Source organism: Ulvibacter sp. 2305UL32-6 (genome assembly GCF_058148545.1).
This window is the reverse complement of the sequence record NZ_JBYVKA010000006.1, coordinates 1-23441: the sequence shown is the minus strand read 5'-3', so window position 1 is coordinate 23441 and position 23441 is coordinate 1. Positions and strand designations below refer to the sequence as shown.

Sequence of the window (23441 nt, the reverse complement as noted above, 5' to 3'; positions counted from 1 at the left end):
GATGATCGAGTAAACCAAATACGGGTTTAGCTCAGTTGGTAGAGCACTGGTCTCCAAAACCAGGTGTCGTGAGTTCGAGTCTCTCAACCCGTGCAAGTTGAAAAGTTTGAAAAGGCTTTTCCGAAGAAAATACAATTAACACCAAGTAACATGGTAAATTATCTTAAAGAGTCATATAACGAACTAAAGAATCACGTAACATGGACACCATGGAGTGAGGCGCAACGTCTTACTGTTATTGTTGCTGTGTTTTCTGTGATACTTGCCTTAGCTGTATTTGGCGTAGACACCGTTTTTAGCGGAGTTATAGAGCAATATTTTAAATGGATCAAGTCGTAAACATGACTGAAACGAAAAGCACAAAAAAATGGTACGTTGTCCGTTCAGTAAGTGGACAGGAAAACAAGATCAAAGCGTATATCGAATCTGAAATTACGCGCTTGAACTTGGAAGACTATATTGAACAAGTCTTAGTTCCTACTGAAAAGGTAATTCAAATTCGCAACGGAAAGAAAATAAACAAAGAACGTGTTTACTTTCCGGGATATATTATGATTCAAGCAAGTTTGGCTGGCGAAGTACCTCACATTATTAAGTCTATCAACGGAGTTATCGGGTTTTTGGGTGAAACTAAAGGCGGTGATCCTGTGCCGTTGAGACAGTCTGAAGTGAATAGGATGCTAGGTAAGGTTGATGAATTGTCTATTAAGGACGATAATGTGAATATTCCTTACGTGATTGGAGAGACTGTAAAAGTGATTGACGGGCCGTTTAACGGATTTAACGGTACGGTTGAAAAGATTAATGAAGAAAAGCGTAAGCTTGAGGTTATGGTAAAGATTTTCGGAAGAAAAACACCACTAGAACTGAGCTATATGCAAGTTGAAAAAGTATAATTGTTACACGCTATATAATAGATTTTTTCTTAGGCTTCCACTTCGGAAAAAATCAAATTTTTAAAATTTAGAGAATGGCAAAAGAAGTCAGTAAAGTAGTAAAATTGCAAGTTCGTGGAGGAGCCGCTAACCCGTCTCCACCAGTTGGACCCGCTTTAGGTGCTGCCGGTGTGAACATCATGGAGTTCTGTAAGCAGTTTAATGCTAGAACTCAAGATAAGCAAGGAAAAGTATTGCCTGTGCAGATTACGGTTTATAAGGACAAGTCTTTCGACTTTGTTATTAAAACCCCACCTGCTGCAGTACAGATCTTAGAAGCTGCTAAGACCAAAAAAGGGTCTGGTGAGCCGCACATCAAAAAGGTAGCTACGATCTCTTGGGATCAAGTTAGAGCGATTGCAGAAGACAAAATGCCCGATCTTAATGCATTTACCGTAGAGTCTGCTATGAAAATGGTAGCAGGTACTGCAAGATCAATGGGAGTGAAAATAAAAGGTGCTGCACCTTTTTAATCAAAAAGAATCTATAAAATGGCAAGATTAACAAAAAAGCAAAAGGAAACGACGGCTAAAGTAGAGGATAGAACCTATACTGTTGCTGAAGCTTCTGCTTTAATAAAAGAAATCTCCAATGTAAATTTTGACCCCTCAGTAGACCTAGCGGTTCGTCTTAACGTGGATCCACGTAAAGCAAACCAAATGGTTAGAGGTGTTGTTACCTTACCTCACGGTACAGGTAAAGATGTAAAGGTGTTGGCTTTAGTTACTCCAGACAAGGAAGCTGAAGCGAAAGAAGCCGGTGCAGATTACGTTGGATTAGACGAGTACCTCGATAAGATTAAAGGAGGTTGGACAGATGTTGACGTAATTGTAACAATGCCGAGTGTAATGGGTAAATTAGGGCCTCTAGGACGTGTTTTAGGACCTCGTGGATTAATGCCTAACCCAAAGACAGGTACTGTAACAATGGATGTTGCTAAAGCTGTTTCTGATGTTAAAGCTGGTAAGATCGACTTTAAAGTTGATAAAACTGGTATCGTACATGCTGCAATTGGAAAAGCGTCTTTTGATGCTGAAAAAATTGCTGGAAACGCAAGAGAATTATTAACTACCCTCATGAAGTTGAAGCCTCAGGCTGCTAAAGGAGTTTATATGAAGAGCATTTTTATGTCTTCAACAATGAGCCCAAGCGTGCAGATTGACACGAAGCGTTTCACTGAGTAGTAAAATTTAGAAATTATGACAAGAGAAGAAAAATCACAAGTAATTGAAAATTTAACTACGCAGCTTACCGAGAACCCTATTATTTATTTAGCGGATATCTCAGGACTTAATGCTGGGGCAACTTCAAATTTGCGTCGTGCATGTCACAAAGCAGGAATCAAGTTGGCTGTAGTTAAAAATACATTGCTCGCAAAAGCAATGGAAAATTCAGACAAGGAATTTGGCGCTTTAGCCGGAACCTTGAAAGGAAATACATCTTTATTATTTTCAGAAACAGGAAATGCGCCTGCAAAAGTAATTAAGGAATTCAGAAAAAAATCTGATAAGCCTTTGCTTAAAGGAGCATATATTGAAGAAGCGGTCTACGTAGGAGATGATCAACTAGATAATCTGGTTAGTATCAAATCTAAAGAAGAGGTTATCGGTGATATCATCGGCTTACTTCAATCACCTGCTAAGAATGTTATCTCTGCACTTAAGAGTGGAGGAAATACGCTTTCAGGTCTTGTAAAAACACTTTCTGAAAGAGAAGGATAATACACATAGCACTAATTAAATTACAATAATAAATTACAATTTTAAAACGATAGAAAATGGCAGATTTAAAAGATTTCGCAGAACAATTGGTTAACCTTACTGTTAAAGAAGTAAATGAGTTGGCTACAATATTAAAAGACGAGTATGGTATCGAGCCTGCTGCTGCAGCTGTTGCTGTTGCTGCTGGTGGTGCTGCAGGTGGTGGTGACGCTGCTGAAGAGCAATCAGAATTCGATGTTATCCTTAAAGCAGCTGGTGCTTCTAAATTAGCAGTTGTAAAACTGGTAAAAGAATTAACCGGAGCTGGTCTTAAAGACGCAAAAGAATTAGTTGATAATGCTCCTTCTCCAATTAAAGAAGGTATCGCTAAAGATGAAGCTGAAGCATTAAAAGCTCAGTTAGAAGAAGCCGGAGCAGAGGTTGAGCTTAAGTAAGCTCACACTACTTCAAACCTTAAGGTTTAGGTCTTCCGCATCCCGCGGAAAGGCCTAAACCATTTTGCGTATATAAAGGTTAGCAAATTATAGTGTACGCACACACAGTTTTTTTAATTCAAATTCCGTCCATAGATGTCAGCAACAAAAACTGAAAGATTGAATTTTTCCTCTGTTCAAAATAAACCGGAATACCCGGATTTTTTGGATATTCAGATCAAATCCTTCCAGGATTTTTTCCAGTTGGAAACAAAATCAGATGAAAGAGGTCAAGAAGGGCTATATAAGACCTTCCTCGAGAACTTTCCTATTACCGATACACGCAACCAGTTTGTATTAGAATTTTTAGACTATTTCGTAGATCCACCAAGATACTCTATCCAAGAGTGTATTGAGCGCGGTTTAACCTATAGCGTACCTTTAAAGGCACGTCTTAAGTTATACTGTACAGATGCAGAACACGAAGATTTCGAAACTATCGTTCAGGATGTGTACTTAGGTACTATTCCTTACATGACACCAAGTGGTACGTTCTGTATCAACGGTGCTGAACGTGTTGTTGTTTCACAATTGCACCGTTCACCTGGTGTTTTCTTCGGTCAGTCATTTCACGCAAATGGTACTAAACTTTATTCAGCCCGTGTAATTCCTTTTAAAGGTTCATGGATTGAATTCGCTACCGATATTAACAGCGTTATGTACGCCTATATCGATAGAAAGAAAAAATTACCTGTAACAACCTTATTCCGTGCAATCGGTTTTGAAAGAGATAAAGATATTCTTGAGATCTTCGACCTTGCTGAAGAAGTAAAGGCGTCTAAAACAGGATTAAAGAAATTTTTAGGTCGTAAATTGGCCGCTCGTGTATTGAAAACATGGCATGAAGATTTCGTAGATGAAGATACAGGTGAAGTTGTATCTATTGAACGTAATGAGATCGTTCTTGATCGTGATACGGTTCTTGAAAAAGAGCACATTGAAGAGATCATGGAATCTGGTTCTAAAACCATTTTGTTGCACAAAGAGGATAACCACTTGGCCGATTATGCCATTATCCACAATACATTACAAAAGGATCCTACCAACTCTGAAAAGGAAGCGGTAGAGCATATCTATAGACAATTACGTAACGCCGAACCGCCAGATGAGGAAACGGCTCGTGGTATCATCAACAAGTTGTTCTTTTCAGACCAACGTTATAACCTTGGTGAAGTAGGTCGTTATAGAATGAATAAAAAATTAGGTCTTGATATCGCAATGGACAAGCAAGTGCTTACCAAAGAAGATATCATTACCATCGTTAAATACTTGATCGAGTTGATTAACTCGAAAGCTGAGATTGATGATATTGATCACTTATCAAATCGTCGTGTACGTACTGTTGGTGAGCAACTGTCTTCTCAGTTTGGTGTAGGTCTTGCGCGTATGGCAAGAACTATTCGTGAGCGTATGAATGTACGTGATAATGAAGTGTTTACTCCTATAGATCTAATTAACGCCAAGACACTTTCTTCGGTGATTAATTCTTTCTTCGGAACAAACCAATTATCGCAATTTATGGACCAGACCAACCCACTGGCAGAGATCACGCATAAGCGTCGTCTTTCTGCACTTGGGCCAGGAGGTTTATCACGTGAAAGAGCAGGTTTTGAGGTTCGTGATGTTCACTATACACACTACGGAAGACTTTGTCCTATTGAAACTCCTGAAGGACCAAACATTGGTTTGATCTCTTCACTTTCTGTTTATGCAAAAGTGAATAATCTTGGGTTTATTGAGACACCGTACCGAAAGGTAGAGAACGGAAAGATCGATTTTAAAAATGAACCTATTTATCTTTCTGCGGAAGAAGAAGAGGCAAAATTAATTGCTCAAGCCAATATTCCGTTGAAAAAAGATGGAACTATTGATAGCGATAAGGTAATTGCACGTATGGAAGGTGACTTCCCAGTTGTGGATCCAAGCATGGTAAATTATGCCGATGTTGCACCAAACCAGATTGCTTCTATTTCGGCTTCATTAATTCCTTTCCTAGAACATGATGATGCAAACCGTGCATTGATGGGATCTAACATGATGCGTCAGGCGGTACCTTTATTGATTGCAGATTCTCCTATTGTAGGAACAGGATTAGAGCAACAAGTAGCTTCAGATTCTCGTGTATTGATTAACGCAGAAGGAGATGGTGTTGTAGAGTATGTTGATGCTCGTGAGATCACAATTAAATACGACCGTACTGAGAATGAGCGTATGGTAAGTTTTGATGGAGACAACAAAACATATCAGCTTGTAAAATTCAGAAAAACAAACCAGAGTACTTCTATTAACTTAAAGCCTATTGTTAAAAAAGGCGACCGTGTTAAAAAGGGACAGGTTTTATGTCAAGGGTATGCTACCGAAAAAGGGGAGCTCGCACTGGGACGTAACATGAAAGTAGCCTTTATGCCTTGGAAAGGGTATAACTTTGAGGATGCGATCGTGATTTCTGAAAAAGTAGTGCGAGAAGATATTTTTACTTCAATTCATATTGACGAATATTCATTGGAAGTTCGAGATACCAAATTAGGTAACGAAGAATTAACCAATGACATTCCAAACGTTTCTGAAGAGGCTACTAAAGACCTTGATGAACACGGAATGATTCGCGTTGGTGCAGAAGTAAAGCCAGGAGATATTCTTATTGGTAAGATCACTCCGAAAGGAGAAAGTGATCCTACACCAGAAGAAAAATTATTACGCGCCATCTTTGGAGACAAAGCGGGTGATGTAAAAGATGCTTCTTTAAAAGCTTCTCCATCACTTCACGGTGTAGTTATCGATAAAAAGTTGTTTGCACGCGCTATTAAAGACAAGCGTAAAAGAGCAAAAGACAAAGAAGATATCGCCGAACTTGAAGTGAAATATGATGCTAAATTTGATGCATTACAAGAAGTTTTAATTGAAAAACTATTTGCTATTGTTGGTGGTAAAACAGCTCAAGGTGTTTCTAACGACTTGGGTGAGATTGTATTTCCGAAAGGTAAAAAGTATACCCTTAAAATGTTAAATGCTGTAGATGACTATACGCACTTGACAACGGGTACATGGACAACTGATGACGAAACCAATGTTATGGTTGCCGATTTAATGCACAACTACAAGATCAAAGAAAACGATCTTCAAGGAAACTTGCGTCGTGAGAAGTTTACGATCTCCGTTGGAGATGAACTTCCTTCTGGTATTTTAAAACTTGCTAAAATTTATGTTGCTAAAAAACGTAAACTGAAAGTTGGGGATAAAATGGCGGGACGTCACGGAAACAAAGGTATTGTTGCACGTATTGTACGTGAGGAAGATATGCCTTTCTTAGAAGATGGAACTCCAGTTGATATCGTGTTGAACCCACTTGGGGTGCCATCACGTATGAATATTGGACAGATATATGAAACAGTTCTTGGTTGGGCTGGTCAAAAATTAGGTCGCAAGTACGCTACACCTATTTTTGATGGAGCAACCATTGACCAGATCAATGAATATACCGATGAAGCAGGTATTCCACGTTATGGGCATACATATCTATACGATGGTGGAACAGGACAGCGTTTCGATCAACCAGCAACAGTTGGGGTGATTTATATGCTGAAACTAGGACACATGGTTGATGATAAGATGCACGCACGTTCTATAGGACCATACTCATTAATTACACAACAACCATTGGGTGGTAAAGCTCAGTTTGGTGGTCAGCGTTTTGGAGAGATGGAAGTTTGGGCGTTAGAAGCATATGGTGCTTCAGCGACGCTTCGTGAAATTTTGACGGTAAAGTCTGATGATGTTATTGGTCGTGCTAAAACCTACGAGAGTATCGTAAAAGGTGAAAGTATGCCAGAACCAGGATTGCCAGAATCGTTCAACGTGTTAATGCACGAATTGAAAGGTCTTGGACTTGACATCAGATTAGAAGAATAGTGAAGATCCCCGCTTCGGCGGGGGAATTCAAGATTTTTCTCGGGCCGATTTATTCGGTCATTTCAAAAACAACATAGATTATTTTAAAGCATTATGGCAAGAAATAAAGAAAACACAGTTCAGAAATTTAACAAGATTTCTATTGGTTTAGCCTCACCAGAATCTATCTTAGGAGAGTCTCGCGGGGAAGTGCTAAAACCAGAAACAATTAACTACCGTACGCACAAACCAGAGCGTGACGGGCTTTTCTGTGAGCGTATTTTTGGTCCTGTCAAGGATTATGAATGTGCCTGTGGTAAATATAAAAGAATTCGCTACAAAGGGATCGTATGTGACCGATGTGGTGTTGAAGTTACAGAGAAAAAAGTACGTCGTGATCGCGTAGGGCATATCAATTTGGTAGTTCCTGTTGCACACATTTGGTACTTCCGTAGCTTACCAAATAAAATTGGATACCTCTTAGGATTACCTTCTAAGAAGTTAGATATGATCATTTATTACGAACGTTATGTAGTGATCCAACCAGGTATTGCAAATAACGAAGAAGGTGAACCATTACAGAAAATGGATTTCCTTACGGAAGAAGAATACTTAAATATTCTAGATACCCTTCCGCAGGAAAATTTATATCTAGATGATACAGATCCAAATAAATTCATCGCAAAGATGGGTGCTGAATGTTTGATCGATCTTTTAGATCGTATCGACTTAAACGCGCTATCTTTTGAATTACGTCACAAAGCAAATAACGAGACGTCTAAACAACGTAAAACGGAAGCTTTAAAGCGTCTTCAAGTTGTAGAGGCTTTACGTGATGCAAACAAGAATCGTGAAAACCGTGCTTCTTGGATGATCATGAAAGTGGTACCTGTGATCCCACCAGAATTACGTCCGTTAGTGCCGTTGGATGGTGGTCGTTTTGCGACTTCAGATTTAAATGACTTATACCGAAGAGTAATTATCAGAAACAATCGTTTAAAGCGATTGATGGAAATTAAAGCTCCTGAGGTAATTTTACGTAACGAAAAGCGTATGCTACAGGAATCTGTAGATTCACTTTTTGACAATACCCGTAAATCTTCTGCAGTAAAAACCGATAGTAACCGTCCGTTGAAATCGCTTTCAGATTCATTGAAAGGTAAGCAAGGACGTTTCCGTCAAAACTTACTTGGTAAGCGTGTAGATTATTCAGCACGTTCGGTAATTGTTGTTGGACCAGAATTGAAATTGTTCGAATGTGGTATTCCGAAGGGAATGGCAGCCGAACTATATAAGCCGTTCGTGATCCGTAAGTTGATCGAAAGAGGTATCGTTAAGACTGTAAAGTCTGCGAAAAAGATCATAGACAAGAAGGAGCCTGTAGTTTGGGATATTTTGGAAAACGTTCTTAAAGGACATCCAGTATTGCTAAACCGTGCGCCTACCTTGCACAGACTTGGTATTCAGGCATTTCAACCGAAATTAATTGAAGGGAAAGCGATCCAGTTACACCCATTGGTATGTACGGCATTTAACGCCGATTTCGATGGTGACCAGATGGCGGTACACCTTCCATTAGGACCGGAAGCAATCTTAGAATCACAATTGTTGATGCTTGCTTCTCACAATATCTTAAACCCTGCAAACGGTTCGCCAGTGGCGGTACCATCTCAGGATATGGTATTGGGTCTGTACTATATGACCAAGTTGCGCAAGTCAACAAAAGATGTAAAAGTTATTGGTGAAGGATTAACCTTCTATTCTGCTGAAGAGGCTATCATTGCTTACAACGAAAAGCAAGTAGATTTAAATGCTGAGATCAAGATCCGCACAAAAGATTTTGATGAGAATGGTGAATTGAAGTTACAGATCATTACAACTACCCTAGGTAGAGTGATCTTTAACGAACAAGTACCAGAAGCTGCAGGATATATTAACGAAGTACTTACTAAAAAGTCATTACGTGATATTATTGGTGGTATTTTAGCTAAAACGAGTGTGCCAACAACTGCTGCATTCTTAGACGAGATCAAAACCTTAGGGTATAAGTTTGCCTTTGAAGGTGGATTGTCTTTTAGTTTGGGAGATATTATTATTCCAGCTGAAAAGCAAGGAATGATCGATAGCGCAAACAGGCAAGTAGACGCCATTGTAGGAAACTATAACATGGGTCTTATTACAAATAACGAACGTTATAACCAAGTAATTGATATTTGGACTGCTACGAATGCTGAATTAACTGAATTATCCATGAAACGTATCCGTGAGGATCAACAAGGGTTTAACTCAGTGTATATGATGCTTGATTCTGGAGCACGTGGATCTAAAGAACAGATTCGCCAGCTTACAGGGATGCGTGGTTTGATGGCAAAGCCGAAGAAATCGAATAGTGGTGGAGGTGAAATTATTGAAAACCCAATTCTTTCTAACTTTAAGGAAGGTCTTTCAATTCTTGAATACTTTATCTCCACACACGGTGCACGTAAAGGACTTGCAGATACAGCCTTGAAAACGGCCGATGCAGGATACCTTACACGTCGTTTGGTGGATGTTTCACAAGATGTTATTGTAAATACTGAAGACTGTGGAACCCTTCGAGGAATTGAAGTTTCTGCTTTAAAGAAGAACGAAGAAGTTGTAGAAACTCTTGGTGCTCGTATTGTTGGTAGAACTTCATTAAATGATATTGTTAACCCGCTTACTAAGGAAGTCTTAGTAAAGTCTGGTGAGCATATTTATGAAAATCAGGCAGCGATAATTGAAGCTTCACCTATTGAAAGTGTTGAAGTTCGTTCGGCATTGACATGTGAGGCGAAGAAAGGTATTTGTTCACAGTGTTACGGAAGAAACTTAGCGACCAATAAAATGGTTCAGCGAGGTGAGGCCGTTGGTGTTGTTGCAGCACAATCTATTGGGGAACCAGGTACACAGCTTACGTTGCGTACATTCCACGTGGGTGGTATTGCAGGTAACATTTCCGAAGAAAACAAATTAAGCGTTAAATTTGATGGTAAAGCCGAAATTGAGGATCTTAAAACTGTAAAAGGTGAAGATGCTGAAGGTAAAACTACCGATATCGTGATCTCACGTACTTCGGAAATCAAATTAATCGATAAAAAGACCGGAATTACGTTAAGTACAAACAACATTCCTTACGGTTCAAGCATCTTTGTAAAAGATGGTGATGAACTAAAAGCTGGTGATGTGGTTTGTTCTTGGGATCCATATAACGGAGTTATTATTTCAGAATTTGCTGGTAAGATCAAGTACGAGAATATCGAACAAGGGATCACATATGCAGTTGAGATTGATGAGCAGACTGGTTTCCAAGAGAAAGTAATTACTGAATCGAGAGATAAGAAAAAAATTCCTACACTTCAAATTATTGGGAAGAAGGACGAAGTAATTCGTTCGTATAACTTACCAGTAGGAGCTTTGATCTCAGTAGATGATGGTGATAAGATCAAAATTGGTAAAATTCTGGTAAAGATTCCTCGTAAATCTGCGAAAGCGGGTGATATTACAGGGGGTCTTCCACGTGTAACTGAATTATTTGAAGCGCGTAACCCTTCTAATCCAGCTGTTGTAAGCGAGATTGACGGTGTTGTTTCCTTCGGAAAAATCAAACGTGGTAACCGCGAGATCATTGTTGAGTCTAAATTAGGCGAAGTGAAAAAGTACTTGGTGAAATTAAGTAACCAGATTCTTGTTCAGGAAAACGATTATGTTCGTGCTGGAATGCCACTTTCTGATGGTTCTATTACGCCAGAAGATATCTTACGTATCAAAGGGCCTTCAGCAGTACAGCAATATCTTGTGAACGAAGTTCAAGAAGTATACCGTCTGCAAGGGGTGAAGATTAACGATAAGCATTTTGAAGTAGTTGTTCGTCAAATGATGCGTAAAGTACGTATTGTTGATAGTGGTGATACAACCTTCCTAGAAAATCAATTGGTTCATAAAGACGATTTTATTGAAGAAAACGATAAGATCTTCGGAATGAAAGTAGTTGTAAATGCAGGTGAGAGTCAGAACTTAAAAGAAGGACAAATTGTTACGGCGCGTGAGCTACGTGATGAAAACTCTATCTTACGAAGAGCTGACAAAACCCTAGTAGAAGGACGTGAAGCGATCAATGCGACCGCAACACCTATACTACAAGGAATCACGAGAGCGTCATTACAGACCAAATCGTTTATCTCAGCGGCTTCCTTCCAAGAGACTACAAAAGTATTGAACGAAGCGGCAGTAGCTGGTAAGGTTGATACATTAGAAGGTCTTAAAGAGAATGTAATTGTAGGTCATAGAATCCCAGCCGGTACCGGTATGCGTAAATATGATACTATCATTGTTGGCTCTAAGGAAGAACTTGAGGAAATGACCCAAGAGAAACAAGAGGTAAACTACAATTAACAGTCAACGAGGTAATTTAATTTATCTTGTCTGTTAAAGGCAGTCATAACCTAATTATTACAGCAAAATCCCGTGACATCTTTCATGGGATTTTGTTTTATTAGAAATTAGTATTAACAAGTTTTCGTACTTACGGAAGCGTAAATAAATTTGCTATGGCAGAAGAAAAAAAACCGAAACAAGGTCAGATAAACATAGAGCTCGATGCTACTGTAGCTGAAGGGATATATAGTAATCTGGCAATAATAAATCACTCTAAGTCAGAATTTGTAGTAGACTTTGTCACTATAATGCCTGGAGTTCCGAAGAGTAAGGTTAAGTCTAGAATTATTTTGACTCCACAGCACGCTAAAAGATTTTTAAAAGCCTTACATGATAATGTAAATCGTTTTGAGAAGGCTCATGGGGAGATCAAAGATTATCAGCAACCTCCAATTCCAATTAATTTTGGTCCAACAGGAGAAGCATAATAAAATAAAAATCCAGCAAATCGCTGGATTTTTTATTTAGTACCTTAAGAAATAAGACCTTACTGCAGAATAGCTACCTAATGTAAAATGTTCAATTTTTGGGCTCAAAACCGAAAATAGATTGACTATAAACCTCATGGGTTTTCTCGATTTTAAGCATTTGAACGTAAAAAAACAGCATAATATCGAATAGTTTACAATACGTGTAAGAAAAATCTTCAATCCATATATCTTTGTGCCAATCGTAAGTGTCCCAATTAATTAACTTTAATTCTTACGTTACTAACCAAATTGAACTTATGCAATTATCCAAACCTACTTGGAAACAAAGTGTCGTGTTCTTAAATGTATTGACCTTTGTTATTTTATGCTTTCCCAGTGCTCTTTCGGCACAAACACAAGCTCCATCTATAAATACAGGAGTTACATTTCAATGGGAGAATACTCAAACAAACAATAGTGATCCCGCTACGATTCGCTCAGTTACCGTTGATAGTAAAATCTATAGAGCGTTTGCTGTTCCTACCTCCTATGCTATGACGCAAGTAGGACCAAATGGTCATGATAAAAATTCCATTCTTGAAAACGGAACCACAGTAAATAATAATAGTAGTAACACTGATTGGAACACGGATGCTCTTAGAGCTTTCAAGGATAAAAATCTAAATCATTATTTCGAATCAAATTTTAATGGAGTTAGTCAATGCGGTGATTTTGGAGCTGTAGGCTCAAGTCTCGCCCAAGTTCAGTCTTTATATTATAATCCTGGTATTCCGTCTAATGATGGTGGTCTATTAGCGGTCACTGAACGTAATGCAAATAACTGCTATTATATTTCTGTATATGGAACACCCGCAGGTGGAGGTCCAGAACAATTCTTGGGAGATACTTTTGTTCGCCCAAATACCACACAGTGGGGATCTCTTTTTAATGCTCCTCCTACTGGTGTTGACTATTGGAATTCGGGTCGTGTAGTTGAAAATAACGGAACAATAGGGATCGCTTTATTTGTATTAGATGCTTTAGCGCCAATAGGTTCTGTAATTACACAGGTAAACCTTATGGCTGCAACCGTTGATCATGGAGATGGTAAAGCCTTTATTTTACAAGAATATGCAGTGCCTAAAATTGAAATTGGATGTATTGATAAAGAATATGAAGGTACCGTTGGTGGAACCAATAATGTTCCTGTTGGTTCAACATTTTCTCTAGTTTCAGGGCCTATTCCTGCAGGTCAATCTTTTACTTTTAATCCAGATGGAAGCTATATTTATCGTCCTACTCCAGGTTATAATGGTAATGTGGTGTTTGAATACGAAGTTTGTTTACCAGCACCAAATGCAGGAGTTTGTGATTCAGCAACTGTTACGCTTGATTATTCTGCCGATTGTGATTGCTCCTCCGGAAACGCAGATGGCCCCATGTTACAAAATTAATACAACCAAAAATCCTCCTTACAATTCATTTTACCTATAAATATTTATCATGAAAAATAAAATTACTTTTTTTGTCTTCAGTTTTTTGTTTACTATCATTAGTACCGCTCAGGTGGGAATAGGAACTACGTCGCCAGAAGCAGCTTTGCATATTGCTGGAAGCAGCAGTACAATTCGCGTAGACGGTTTGAATAGTGCCAATAATGTCAAAAACTTAGGTGGAAGTTCTATGTATAATGTCATGGTAGATGCATCTGGAGATCTTACTCTAGGAAATGTATCTAGCGAAATTGTATCGGAATCTAATATCGCTTCAGCAATTTCTATACAAACCACTGCAAACTCTGGTTTGAATTCAGCCGAATTATATTCGAAGGATTTTACGCTAACACAACGTGCCCTCGTGGTTGTCACTTATTATGTATCTATGGAGTTTAAAAGCTACGACGGATTAACAAACTTAGACGATGGACGTGCCAAAGTAGCTCATAATTATTTTTATTTAGGAGACGGAAGCACAGCTAATACATCTAAAACCTACGGAATGACAAGCTCGGTATATTCTAACTGGAATTGTGATACTGCCACTGGTTATGTTTATAACTCAAGGTCTACTACCATCGTTTTAGAGCCAGGGACTCATAGTATACATTTGAATGGAGCTGTGTATGGAGGAAATATTACACCAGACGCGGCATTTAGAGTTCTTTTTGGAGATACCGATCGCTTAGATGTTAGTGTAATTTATTTATAAGAGTCTTATTTAATTACTTTATTTAGCACTTTCAAATTCACTTACAAAATGTAATTTTACATTCGGATATTTAGACTGAGTCATTTGTAAGGTAAAAGCTGAATCAGCAAAAAACACCAACTGATCTCTTTTGTCTTTTGCTAAAAATTTTGATTTAACACGTTTAAAATCAGCAAATTCTGCGCTTTTTCGGTCTTTGGCTTCTACCCAGCAAGCTTTATAAACATTTAAGTTCTCATATCGACAACTAGCTCCGTATTCATGTTCTAAACGATATTGTATTACTTCAAACTGTAGCGCCCCAACAGTACCAATTACTTTTCTTCCGTTCAATTCTAAAGTAAATAATTGAGCAACACCTTCATCCATAAGCTGATCGATCCCTTTTTCAAGCTGCTTGCTTTTCATGGGGTCTGCATTATTGATATATTTAAAATGTTCAGGTGAAAAGCTAGGAATACCTTTATATTGCATTTCTTCTCCCTGCGTAAGAGTATCACCAATTTTAAAACTGCCCGTATCGTGAAGGCCTACTATATCTCCAGGATAGGAGATGTCAACAATCTGTTTTTTCTCGGCAAAAAAGGCATTCGGACTAGAAAACTTCATTTTTTTACCATTCCGAACATGAAGATAGGCTTCATTGCGTTCAAAAGTACCAGAGACGATCTTTACAAACGCAAGACGATCACGGTGTTTGGGATCCATATTTGCATGAATCTTAAAAACAAATCCAGAAAAGTCTTTTTCTTCAGGTTTTACGAGGCGTGTGTTACTTTCTTTCGGTCTCGGTTTGGGTGCTATCTCAATAAAACAGTCTAAAAGTTCACGAACACCAAAATTATTCAACGCAGAACCAAAAAATACGGGTTGCAGTTCGGCTTTTAAATAGGCTTCTCGATCGAATTCTGGGTAAACTTCATACACCAATTCAAGTTCCTCCCGAAGCTCATCTGCCGCCTTCTTTCCCACAAGAGTGTCTAACTCAGGGTTAGATACATCGTCAATTTCAATCGTTTCTTCAATATTTTTTCTACTATCGCCACTAAATAGATTGATATTTTTTTCCCAGATATTATAGATACCTTTAAAATCATACCCCATTCCTATAGGAAAACTTAATGGGGTAACCTGTAAATTTAGCTTTTGTTCAACTTCATCCAAAAGTTCGAAAGCATCTTTCCCTTCGCGATCTAATTTATTGATAAAAACGATCATAGGGATGTTTCGCATTCTACATACTTCAACTAGTTTTTCAGTTTGTTCTTCAACCCCTTTTGCAACGTCAATAACAACAATTACACTATCTACGGCGGTGAGGGTTCTAAAAGTGTCTTCAGCAAAATCCTTGTGTCCAGGAGTATCCAAGATGTTTATTTTAATTCCTTCATACTCAAATGCTAAAACCGATGTAGCAACGGAGATTCCACGTTGTCTTTCGATCTCCATAAAATCTGAGGTAGCTCCTTTTTTGATTTTATTGCTTTTAACGGCACCCGCTTCTTGAATTGCTCCTCCGAAAAGAAGTAATTTTTCAGTAAGTGTAGTTTTTCCTGCATCTGGGTGCGAGATAATTCCGAAGGTTTTACGACGATTTATTTCAGATTGTAATGACATTGACTTGCTAATATATAAATGCAAATATACGTCTTGTAATAGGCGAAAAAAAACCTGTGTGATGCTTTTAATTTCAACTTATTTTAATGAAAGTGCTTATCGAGTGGGTTTTGAGCTGTCAATTGATCAAAAAAATTCCTACAAATTCGTTCGAATTTTTGGAAATCGCACACGGTTAAACGAGTGTTTTATCGATAAAATTTGATGCCTGTTTAACAAAATATAAAGAAAAAATTTATTTAAAAAACTCATTTTTTTTAGCAATTAAACTCACTTGTTCTTACATATTTTTTTTCAGTAAGGTCAATAAAACTAAGGATATACGTATAAACACGTACATACTATTCCTACAAAAAAATAAATGAAATCACATGAATTCTTGCAGTTGGGCGAGATTATATAACGTTTCAACTAAAACATGATTTTTGTAGGAATTAAACAAGCGTACCATAGTATATTTGATTCGTATTAAAATGATAAAACTCAAAAAAGCGTATAATTTATTTTAGATACACTAACAGTCAAAAATCATAGGGGTATGTATAGAATTACTTTTTTTTCTCTTTTAAAGAGAGCAATCTTTTCGGTTGTAATATTGATGTCCTTTTTATTCAGCACGAATGTTTCTTCACAAGAGGTAATTGATAGAAATGGAAATGGAGTTATCGATGAGTCTGACTATTGGTCTACTTCAGATAATTATAGCAAAGAATATATTGAAGCTTATAATTCTAAATTAGAAAAAAGAGCTATTTCATATAAGGCAAGTCAAGCTTTACGAACTAACGTTGTAAATAGCAGGATGCCAATTGGGTCTTGTAACCTTATTAGCTGTGGGTCTTTTTTATATGACGAAGTTACTTTTAGTTCTCCTGGATCATCTTGGGGTGGGGTTAAAATAGGTGTTGATGGAAGCCGCTATGGTGCCAATGTTGCTTATGATTGTTGGACTGATAGTGGTACTGTAGACTATTCAGAAGGGCAATATATCTCATATTCAGATAGCCAAGCGAACGTTAGAACTCCTGGTTTAATTCAGCAATCTACATTAGATGGCGGTGGATTTGCAATTTTTTCTTATCAGAACGAAGCTATTGGTCAAAATATAACCGTATTGCCAAATACGGTATACGAGGTATGCTTTGAAATTGCCGTAATACCGCGTTATAGAGATATAAGTAATGGTAGTAACAGTGGAACTGTAGATGAATTTGATCCAAACTTAAACTTTGGGATTGGTTCTGGAGGAATTCAAATTTCAGATCCTCTAACTTATACACATAACGATTTAAACGTTCATCCAGTTGGTGATTTTCCTTTCCGCCTCTCAAATGCAACGAGCGGAAATAACGGCGATCAACACCCAGGAGGATATACGTTAATTGATCCTTTTTGGGAAAATGTATGTATAACATTTCTTACAGATAATTCAGGTACCGTTAATGTATTTTACAAAACTGGAAATCCTGGTAGATCTGTGGTTTTAGTAGACGGATTAAGATTGAGTCTCGAGGGATATGCAAATGCACCTGTCTTAACTACCGATAATGAGTCGTTTTGTACTAATAGTCCAGTAAGCTTGGATGATTATGCAACAACAACACCTCCAACAGGTTCTGTTCTAACCTGGAGTACTGATCCAGATCCTACGGTAACATCAGCGCATTTACCATTAAATCCAACAGTAACGCCTCCAGGAACATGGTATGCGTTTTATTACAATCCAACCTATTCTTGTTTTTCACCAGTTGCAACCTTGGTGTTGTCAAATTCAGATTTAGATTCAAGTAATTCTTCGGAAAATGTCTCGTGTTTTAACGGAGCAGATGGTTCAATTGATTTAACAGTTACTGGGGGAGTTCCACAGTATACTTATGCTTGGACAACGATTAATGGTAGTGGTTTAAATCCGACTTCTCAAGATCAGTCAGGTCTTACAAGTGGTACATATAGAGTTACAGTTACAGATGCAAATAGTTGTACAGTGACTGAAATTATAACCATAGAACAACCTACTGCAGCTTTATCACAAACGAATTTGGTTACCGATGTAGATTGCTTCGGAACTTCAACAGGAGCTATTGACTTAACAATTTCAGGCGGAACACCAGCATATACATATGCTTGGAGTAACGGTGCAACCACTCAAGATCTCAGCGGACTTGCAGCTGGCGATTATACAGTTACAGTTACTGATGCTAACGGATGTACGTTAATTGAAACTATTACAGTTGAACAACCTCTAGCTGGTTTATCACAAACGAATTTGGCTACCGATGTAGATTGCTTCGGAACTTCAACAGGTGCGATTGACTTAACCGTTTCAGGAGGAACACCAGCATATACATATGCATGGAGTAACGGTGCAACCACTCAAGATCTTAACGGACTTGCAGCTGGCGATTATACAGTTACAGTTACTGATGCTAACGGATGTACGTTGATTGAAACTATTACAGTTGAACAACCTTTAGCTGGTTTATCACAAACGAATGTAGTGACCGATGTAGATTGCTTCGGAACTTTAACAGGAGCTATCGATTTAACTATTTCAGGCGGAACACCAGCATATACATATGCTTGGAGTAACGGTGCAACAACTCAAGATCTTAACGGACTTGCAGCTGGCGATTATACAGTTACGGTTACTGATGCTAACGGATGTACTCTAATTGAAACCATTACGGTTGAACAACCTTTAGCTGGTTTATCACAAACGAATTTGGTTACCGATGTAGATTGCTTCGGAACTTCAACAGGTGCGATCGATTTAACTATTTCAGGAGGAACACCAGTATATACATATGCTTGGAGTAACGGTGCAACCACTCAAGATCTTAACGGACTTGCAGCTGGCGATTATACGGTTACAGTTACAGATGCTAACGGATGTACGTTAATTGAAACTATTACAGTTGAGCAACCTTTAGCAGGTTTATCACAAACGAATTTGGTTACCGATGTAGATTGCTTCGGAACTTCAACAGGTGCGATCGATTTAACTATTTCAGGAGGAACACCAGCATATACATATGCTTGGAGTAACGGTGCAACCACTCAAGATCTTAACGGACTTGCAGTTGGTGATTATACAGTTACAGTTACTGATGCTAACGGATGTACTTTAACTGAAACTTTTACAGTACATCAACCTACTATTATTTCACTTTCACAAATATCAACAGACATTGAATGTTTTGGTCAGTCAACAGGATCGATCGACTTAACCGTTTCAGGCGGAACACCAGCGTATACGTATGCTTGGAGTAATGGAGCAACAACTGAGGATCTTACTGGAGTGCCAGCAGGTGTTTATAATGTTACTGTTACCGATGCAAATGGCTGTACAAAAACATTCCAAACAGGAATAACCCTTTCTGAACCAGAGATCATCAATATTGTGATTTCAAAAGAAAATGCAACTTCAGGTCAAGGATGTTCAGATGGAGAAGCTACCGCTACAGTTACAGGCGGAACCGCTCCATACAGTTATGCTTGGAGTGCTAGCGCAGGTAGTCAAACTACGGCAACTGCTACGAACTTACCTACGGGAACACATGAGGTGACAATTACAGATTCACTAGGTTGTACTTCAGTACAAAGCGTTGTGATTAACTGTTCAGAAACATGTGATGCTATTATAGCAATTAACAATATTACTGATATTCTATGTACGGGAGATGATTCGGGAGCTGCAACAGTAAGCGCAAGCTCTGTGGCCAATCCTGGTGCTGTTTTTACTTTTAGCTGGGATACCACACCACCAACAATTACAACTGGAACTTCAAGTACTTTAAGTGATCTTGAAGCGGGCGTATATACTGTTAGTGTTACTATCAACGGAACTGTTTGTTCAGCTGTTGAACAAAGTGTAACGATTACAGAACCTGCAAATGTACTAAATGTTTCTGTGACATCTACAGATGAAAGCGGACCAACAACAGGAGATGGTACGGCAACTGCTAACGCAAGTGGCGGAACACCACCATATCAGTACTTATGGAGTCCAGGAGGAGAAACAACCGAAACAATCACAGGTTTAAGTGCAGGTGTATATACCGTAACAGTAACCGATGCTAATGGTTGTGTAAAACAAGGAACCGTAACGGTAAACCCGGGAACATGTCTTAACCTATCCGCTTTTGCATCTTCAACACCAGTTACTTGTAATGCCGATAGTGATGGTACAGCAACGGTGACTGTAACAGGAGGTTCCGGAAATGTTACGTACTTATGGAATACTGGCGCAACAACAGCTTTTATTTCAGGATTGCCAGGAGGAAGTTACTCCGTAACGGTAACCGACGGTGTTACAGCTTGTACTGTAATGTCAACAACAACAGTTAATGAGCCAAATGTTTTAGATCCAGGAATTGCTACTTCAGACGTTAGCTGTTTTGGAGACGCAACAGGGTCATTAGATCTAACTGTAACAGGAGGAACACAGCCATATACCTTCGCTTGGAGTAATGGCGCGACCACAGAAGATTTGATCGGTGTCATGGCCGGAACATATAGTGTTATCATTACAGATGCCAATGGGTGTGTTGCGAATGACAGCGCAACTGTAGGTCAACCTGCAGCGGCTTTGTCTGAAACACATGTAGTAACCAATGTAGATTGCTTCGGAAATACAACGGGAGCTATCGACCTAACTATTTCAGGCGGAACAATTCCATATAGCTATTTATGGAGTAACGGTGCTACTACAGAAGATATCAGTGGTCTTTCTCAAGGTGACTATACAATTACTGTAACCGATGCGAACAATTGTACGTTAATTGAAACCATTACGGTTGAACAGCCTACATCTGGTTTATCACAAACGAATTTGGTTACCGATGTAGATTGCTTCGGAACTTCAACGGGAGCTATCGACTTGACTATTTCAGGAGGAACACCAGCATATACATATGCTTGGAGTAACGGTGCAACCACTCAAGATCTTAACGGACTTGCAGCTGGAGATTATACCGTTACAGTTACTGATGCTAACGGATGTACTTTAATTGAAACTATTACAGTTGAGCAACCTTTAGCTGGTTTATCACAAACGAATGTTGTAACCGATGTAGATTGCTTCGGAACTTCAACAGGAGCGATTGATTTAACTATTTCAGGCGGAACACCAGCATATACATATGCTTGGAGTAATGGCGCAACCACTCAAGATCTTAACGGACTTGCAGCTGGAGATTATACAGTTACAGTTACTGATGCTAGCGGATGTACTCTAATTGAAACCATTACGGTTGAGCAGCCTACAGCTGGTTTATCACAAACGAATTTGGTTACCGATGTAGATTGCTTCGGAACTTCAACGGGAGCTATCGATTTAACTATTTCAGGCGGAACACCAGCATATACATATGCTTGGAGTAACGGCGCTACAACAGAAGATCTCAACGGACTTGCAGCTGGTGATTATACAGTAACCGTAACGGATGCTAACGGATGTACGTTGATTGAAACCATTACGGTTGACCAGCCTACAGCTGGTTTATCACAAACGAATTTGGTTACCGATGTAGATTGCTTCGGAACTTCAACGGGAGCTATCGATTTAACTATTTCAGGAGGAACACCAGCATATACATATGTTTGGAGTAACGGTGCTACAACAGAAGATCTTAACGGACTTGCAGCTGGCGATTATACAGTTACAGTTACTGATGCTAACGGATGTACGTTAATTGAAACTATTACAGTTGAACAACCTCTAGCTGGTTTATCACAAACGAATTTGGTTACCGATGTAGATTGCTTCGGAACTTCAACGGGAGCGATCGACTTAACCGTTTCAGGCGGAACACCAGCATATACATATGCTTGGAGTAACGGTGCAACCACTCAAGATCTCAACGGACTTGCAGCTGGAGATTATACAGTTACAGTTACTGATGCTAGCGGATGTACGTTGATTGAAACTATTACCGTTGAGCAGCCTGCTGCAGGTTTATCACAAACGAATGTAGTGTCAAGCGCAGATTGTTATGGAAGTGGGACAGGTGCAATTGATCTAACAGTGATGGGAGGAACCCCGGCCTATACATATGTATGGAGCAACGGCGCAACCACTCAAGATATTGGTAATCTTGCCGCAGGTGATTATATGGTAACAATAACGGATGCCAATGGTTGTACTTTAATTGAAACTATTACTGTTGGACAACCAGCGGGTGGGCTTGCTCAAACTAACGTTGTAACTCCTGCATCATGTTATGGTGGGAGCGATGGAGCGATCGATCTAACACCATCAGGTGGAACGCCACCATACACCTATGATTGGAGTACGCAGGAAACTACCCAAGATATTAGTGGTTTAGCTGCGGGGACATATGCTGTAACTATTATAGATGCTAACGATTGTGAGATCACTGTACTTATTGAAGTAGGTCAACCAGCTGCTGGAATTGATATCACAGGTATTGAGACAGATGTTGATTGCTTCGGAAACAGTACAGGATCAATCGACATTACAGTTGTTGGAGGTACACCGGGATATACTTACTTATGGAGTAACGGTGCGATCACTCAAGATATTAGTGGTTTGTCATTTGGTGTTTATACTGTAACGGTAACCGATGCAAACGGATGTACTAAAATAGAAGGTTTCGAAATTGAAGAACCAGATAACCCATTGTCTGAAACCCACACCGTAACAGATGTGGATTGCTTCGGAAATAGTACAGGAGCAATCAACTTATCGGTTCTGGGCGGAACAAGTCCGTATACATATGCATGGAGCAATGGTGCCACAACACAAGATATTAGTGGATTATTAGCGGGAGATTATACAGTAATCATAACAGATGCTAATGGTTGTACTCTAACTGAAACAATCACTGTTGACCAACCTGATGATGCATTGTCACTTAATATTACAGCACAAACAAACATTGAATGTACAGGTTTAGGCTCAGTTACTGTGGCAGCTGCTGGAGGAACAACACCTTACTTGTATAGTTTAGATGGCGGGATGCCTCAAGCATCAGGAACATATACAGACTTAGCCGAAGGTGACTATACGATCATTGTTACAGATGCGAATGGCTGTACTGAAAGTATTTCAATCTTTATTGCTAATAGTTGTATCGCTTTGGTGAAAACAGGAGTTTTTGTTGATGCAAACAATGATCAATGTGCAAATGTAGATGAGGCTATTACATATACATTTACGGTAACAAACGAAGGGAATGTTGATATAACCAATGTGATGTTGAGTGATCCATTATTGGAAGCTCCAAATCCAGTTGTTTCAATTGACTATGTTTCTGGTGATGTTAACTTAGATACAATTTTACAAGTAGATGAGGTATGGATTTATACAGCTAGTTATGTTATTGTTCAAGACGATATCACACTAGGAACTATTACAAATCAAGCTACTGTCAATGGTGAGACTTCTGAAACAGGCGTAAGCGATCTTTCTGATGAATCTTCAGTAGTTGAAAATGACCCAACGTTAATTGAATTATGTCAGAATCCAGCAATTGCAATTGTTAAGGAAGGCTTGTTTATTGATGGGAATAATGATCAATGTGCTGATGTAGATGAAATTATCGAATACACTTTCACAGTAACCAATGAAGGTAATGTGCCGCTAAGCACAATTTTGATCAACGATCCATTATTATTAGCACCAAACCCAGTTGTTTCAATCGACTTTGTTTCTGGTGATGATAATAACGACGGATTATTAGACGTACTTGAGACATGGATCTTTACTGCAAA

13 protein-coding genes and 1 tRNA gene are annotated in these 23441 nt (G+C 38.8%); 13 read left to right on the top strand and 1 reads right to left on the bottom strand.

Annotated elements, in window-relative coordinates:
• The first annotated feature begins 20 nt into the window (after positions 1 to 20).
• From ACY2RU_RS16110 to ACY2RU_RS16055, 12 genes are all read left to right on the top strand, one after another.
• Positions 21 to 93, top strand: a tRNA-Trp gene (locus tag ACY2RU_RS16110).
• A 57-nt stretch (positions 94 to 150) separates the two neighbouring features.
• A complete protein-coding gene (secE, locus tag ACY2RU_RS16105) occupies positions 151 to 339 on the top strand; it encodes a preprotein translocase subunit SecE (protein ID WP_490139592.1) in 189 nt (62 codons plus the stop codon).
• 2 nt (positions 340 to 341) lie between these two features.
• Positions 342 to 896, top strand: a complete 555-nt coding sequence (gene nusG / locus ACY2RU_RS16100; protein ID WP_490139513.1) for a transcription termination/antitermination protein NusG — start codon at positions 342 to 344, stop codon at positions 894 to 896.
• A 74-nt stretch (positions 897 to 970) separates the two neighbouring features.
• A complete protein-coding gene (gene rplK, locus ACY2RU_RS16095) occupies positions 971 to 1408 on the top strand; it encodes a 50S ribosomal protein L11 (protein WP_490139512.1) in 438 nt (145 codons plus the stop codon).
• A gap of 18 nt (positions 1409 to 1426) precedes the next feature.
• Positions 1427 to 2119, top strand: a complete 693-nt coding sequence (rplA, locus tag ACY2RU_RS16090) for a 50S ribosomal protein L1 (protein WP_490139511.1) — start codon at positions 1427 to 1429, stop codon at positions 2117 to 2119.
• A 15-nt stretch (positions 2120 to 2134) separates the two neighbouring features.
• Positions 2135 to 2656, top strand: a complete 522-nt coding sequence (gene rplJ / locus ACY2RU_RS16085; RefSeq protein ID WP_490139510.1) for a 50S ribosomal protein L10 — start codon at positions 2135 to 2137, stop codon at positions 2654 to 2656.
• Positions 2657 to 2712: 56 nt separating this feature from the next.
• On the top strand, positions 2713 to 3090 hold the full coding sequence (gene rplL / locus ACY2RU_RS16080) for a 50S ribosomal protein L7/L12 (protein ID WP_490139509.1): 378 nt from the start codon (positions 2713 to 2715) through the stop codon (positions 3088 to 3090).
• A 135-nt stretch (positions 3091 to 3225) separates the two neighbouring features.
• Positions 3226 to 7038: a DNA-directed RNA polymerase subunit beta gene (gene rpoB / locus ACY2RU_RS16075; RefSeq protein WP_490139508.1), complete on the top strand. Its 3813-nt coding sequence runs from the start codon at positions 3226 to 3228 to the stop codon at positions 7036 to 7038.
• 93 nt (positions 7039 to 7131) lie between these two features.
• Positions 7132 to 11430 (top strand): DNA-directed RNA polymerase subunit beta', encoded by a 4299-nt coding sequence (gene rpoC / locus ACY2RU_RS16070; RefSeq protein WP_490139507.1) that lies wholly within the window; start codon positions 7132 to 7134, stop codon positions 11428 to 11430.
• A 155-nt stretch (positions 11431 to 11585) separates the two neighbouring features.
• Entirely contained in the window at positions 11586 to 11900 is a 315-nt protein-coding gene (locus ACY2RU_RS16065; RefSeq protein ID WP_490139506.1) for a DUF3467 domain-containing protein, read from the top strand.
• Positions 11901 to 12199: 299 nt separating this feature from the next.
• Positions 12200 to 13336 carry an Ig-like domain-containing protein gene (locus ACY2RU_RS16060; protein WP_490139505.1) on the top strand — a complete coding sequence of 379 codons (1137 nt, stop codon included), beginning with the start codon at positions 12200 to 12202 and terminating at the stop codon, positions 13334 to 13336.
• Positions 13337 to 13385: 49 nt separating this feature from the next.
• Entirely contained in the window at positions 13386 to 14090 is a 705-nt protein-coding gene (locus tag ACY2RU_RS16055; RefSeq protein WP_490139504.1) for a hypothetical protein, read from the top strand.
• 18 nt (positions 14091 to 14108) lie between these two features.
• Here the strand turns inward: ACY2RU_RS16055 and ACY2RU_RS16050 are convergent, their stop codons facing one another.
• A complete protein-coding gene (locus tag ACY2RU_RS16050) occupies positions 14109 to 15707 on the bottom strand; it encodes a peptide chain release factor 3 (protein WP_490139503.1) in 1599 nt (532 codons plus the stop codon).
• A 538-nt stretch (positions 15708 to 16245) separates the two neighbouring features.
• Between ACY2RU_RS16050 and ACY2RU_RS16045 the strand changes: the two genes are divergently transcribed.
• Positions 16246 to 23441: beta strand repeat-containing protein (locus tag ACY2RU_RS16045; RefSeq protein ID WP_490139502.1), on the top strand; the 7196-nt coding region annotated here is incomplete at its 3' end.

Coding starts and splice junctions, on each gene's coding strand:
- secE (WP_490139592.1), top strand. CDS start 151: ATGGTAAATTATCTTAAAGAGTCATATAACGAACTAAAGAATCACGTA.
- nusG (WP_490139513.1), top strand. CDS start 342: ATGACTGAAACGAAAAGCACAAAAAAATGGTACGTTGTCCGTTCAGTA.
- rplK (WP_490139512.1), top strand. CDS start 971: ATGGCAAAAGAAGTCAGTAAAGTAGTAAAATTGCAAGTTCGTGGAGGA.
- rplA (WP_490139511.1), top strand. CDS start 1,427: ATGGCAAGATTAACAAAAAAGCAAAAGGAAACGACGGCTAAAGTAGAG.
- rplJ (WP_490139510.1), top strand. CDS start 2,135: ATGACAAGAGAAGAAAAATCACAAGTAATTGAAAATTTAACTACGCAG.
- rplL (WP_490139509.1), top strand. CDS start 2,713: ATGGCAGATTTAAAAGATTTCGCAGAACAATTGGTTAACCTTACTGTT.
- rpoB (WP_490139508.1), top strand. CDS start 3,226: ATGTCAGCAACAAAAACTGAAAGATTGAATTTTTCCTCTGTTCAAAAT.
- rpoC (WP_490139507.1), top strand. CDS start 7,132: ATGGCAAGAAATAAAGAAAACACAGTTCAGAAATTTAACAAGATTTCT.
- ACY2RU_RS16065 (WP_490139506.1), top strand. CDS start 11,586: ATGGCAGAAGAAAAAAAACCGAAACAAGGTCAGATAAACATAGAGCTC.
- ACY2RU_RS16060 (WP_490139505.1), top strand. CDS start 12,200: ATGCAATTATCCAAACCTACTTGGAAACAAAGTGTCGTGTTCTTAAAT.
- ACY2RU_RS16055 (WP_490139504.1), top strand. CDS start 13,386: ATGAAAAATAAAATTACTTTTTTTGTCTTCAGTTTTTTGTTTACTATC.
- ACY2RU_RS16050 (WP_490139503.1), bottom strand. CDS start 15,707: ATGTCATTACAATCTGAAATAAATCGTCGTAAAACCTTCGGAATTATC.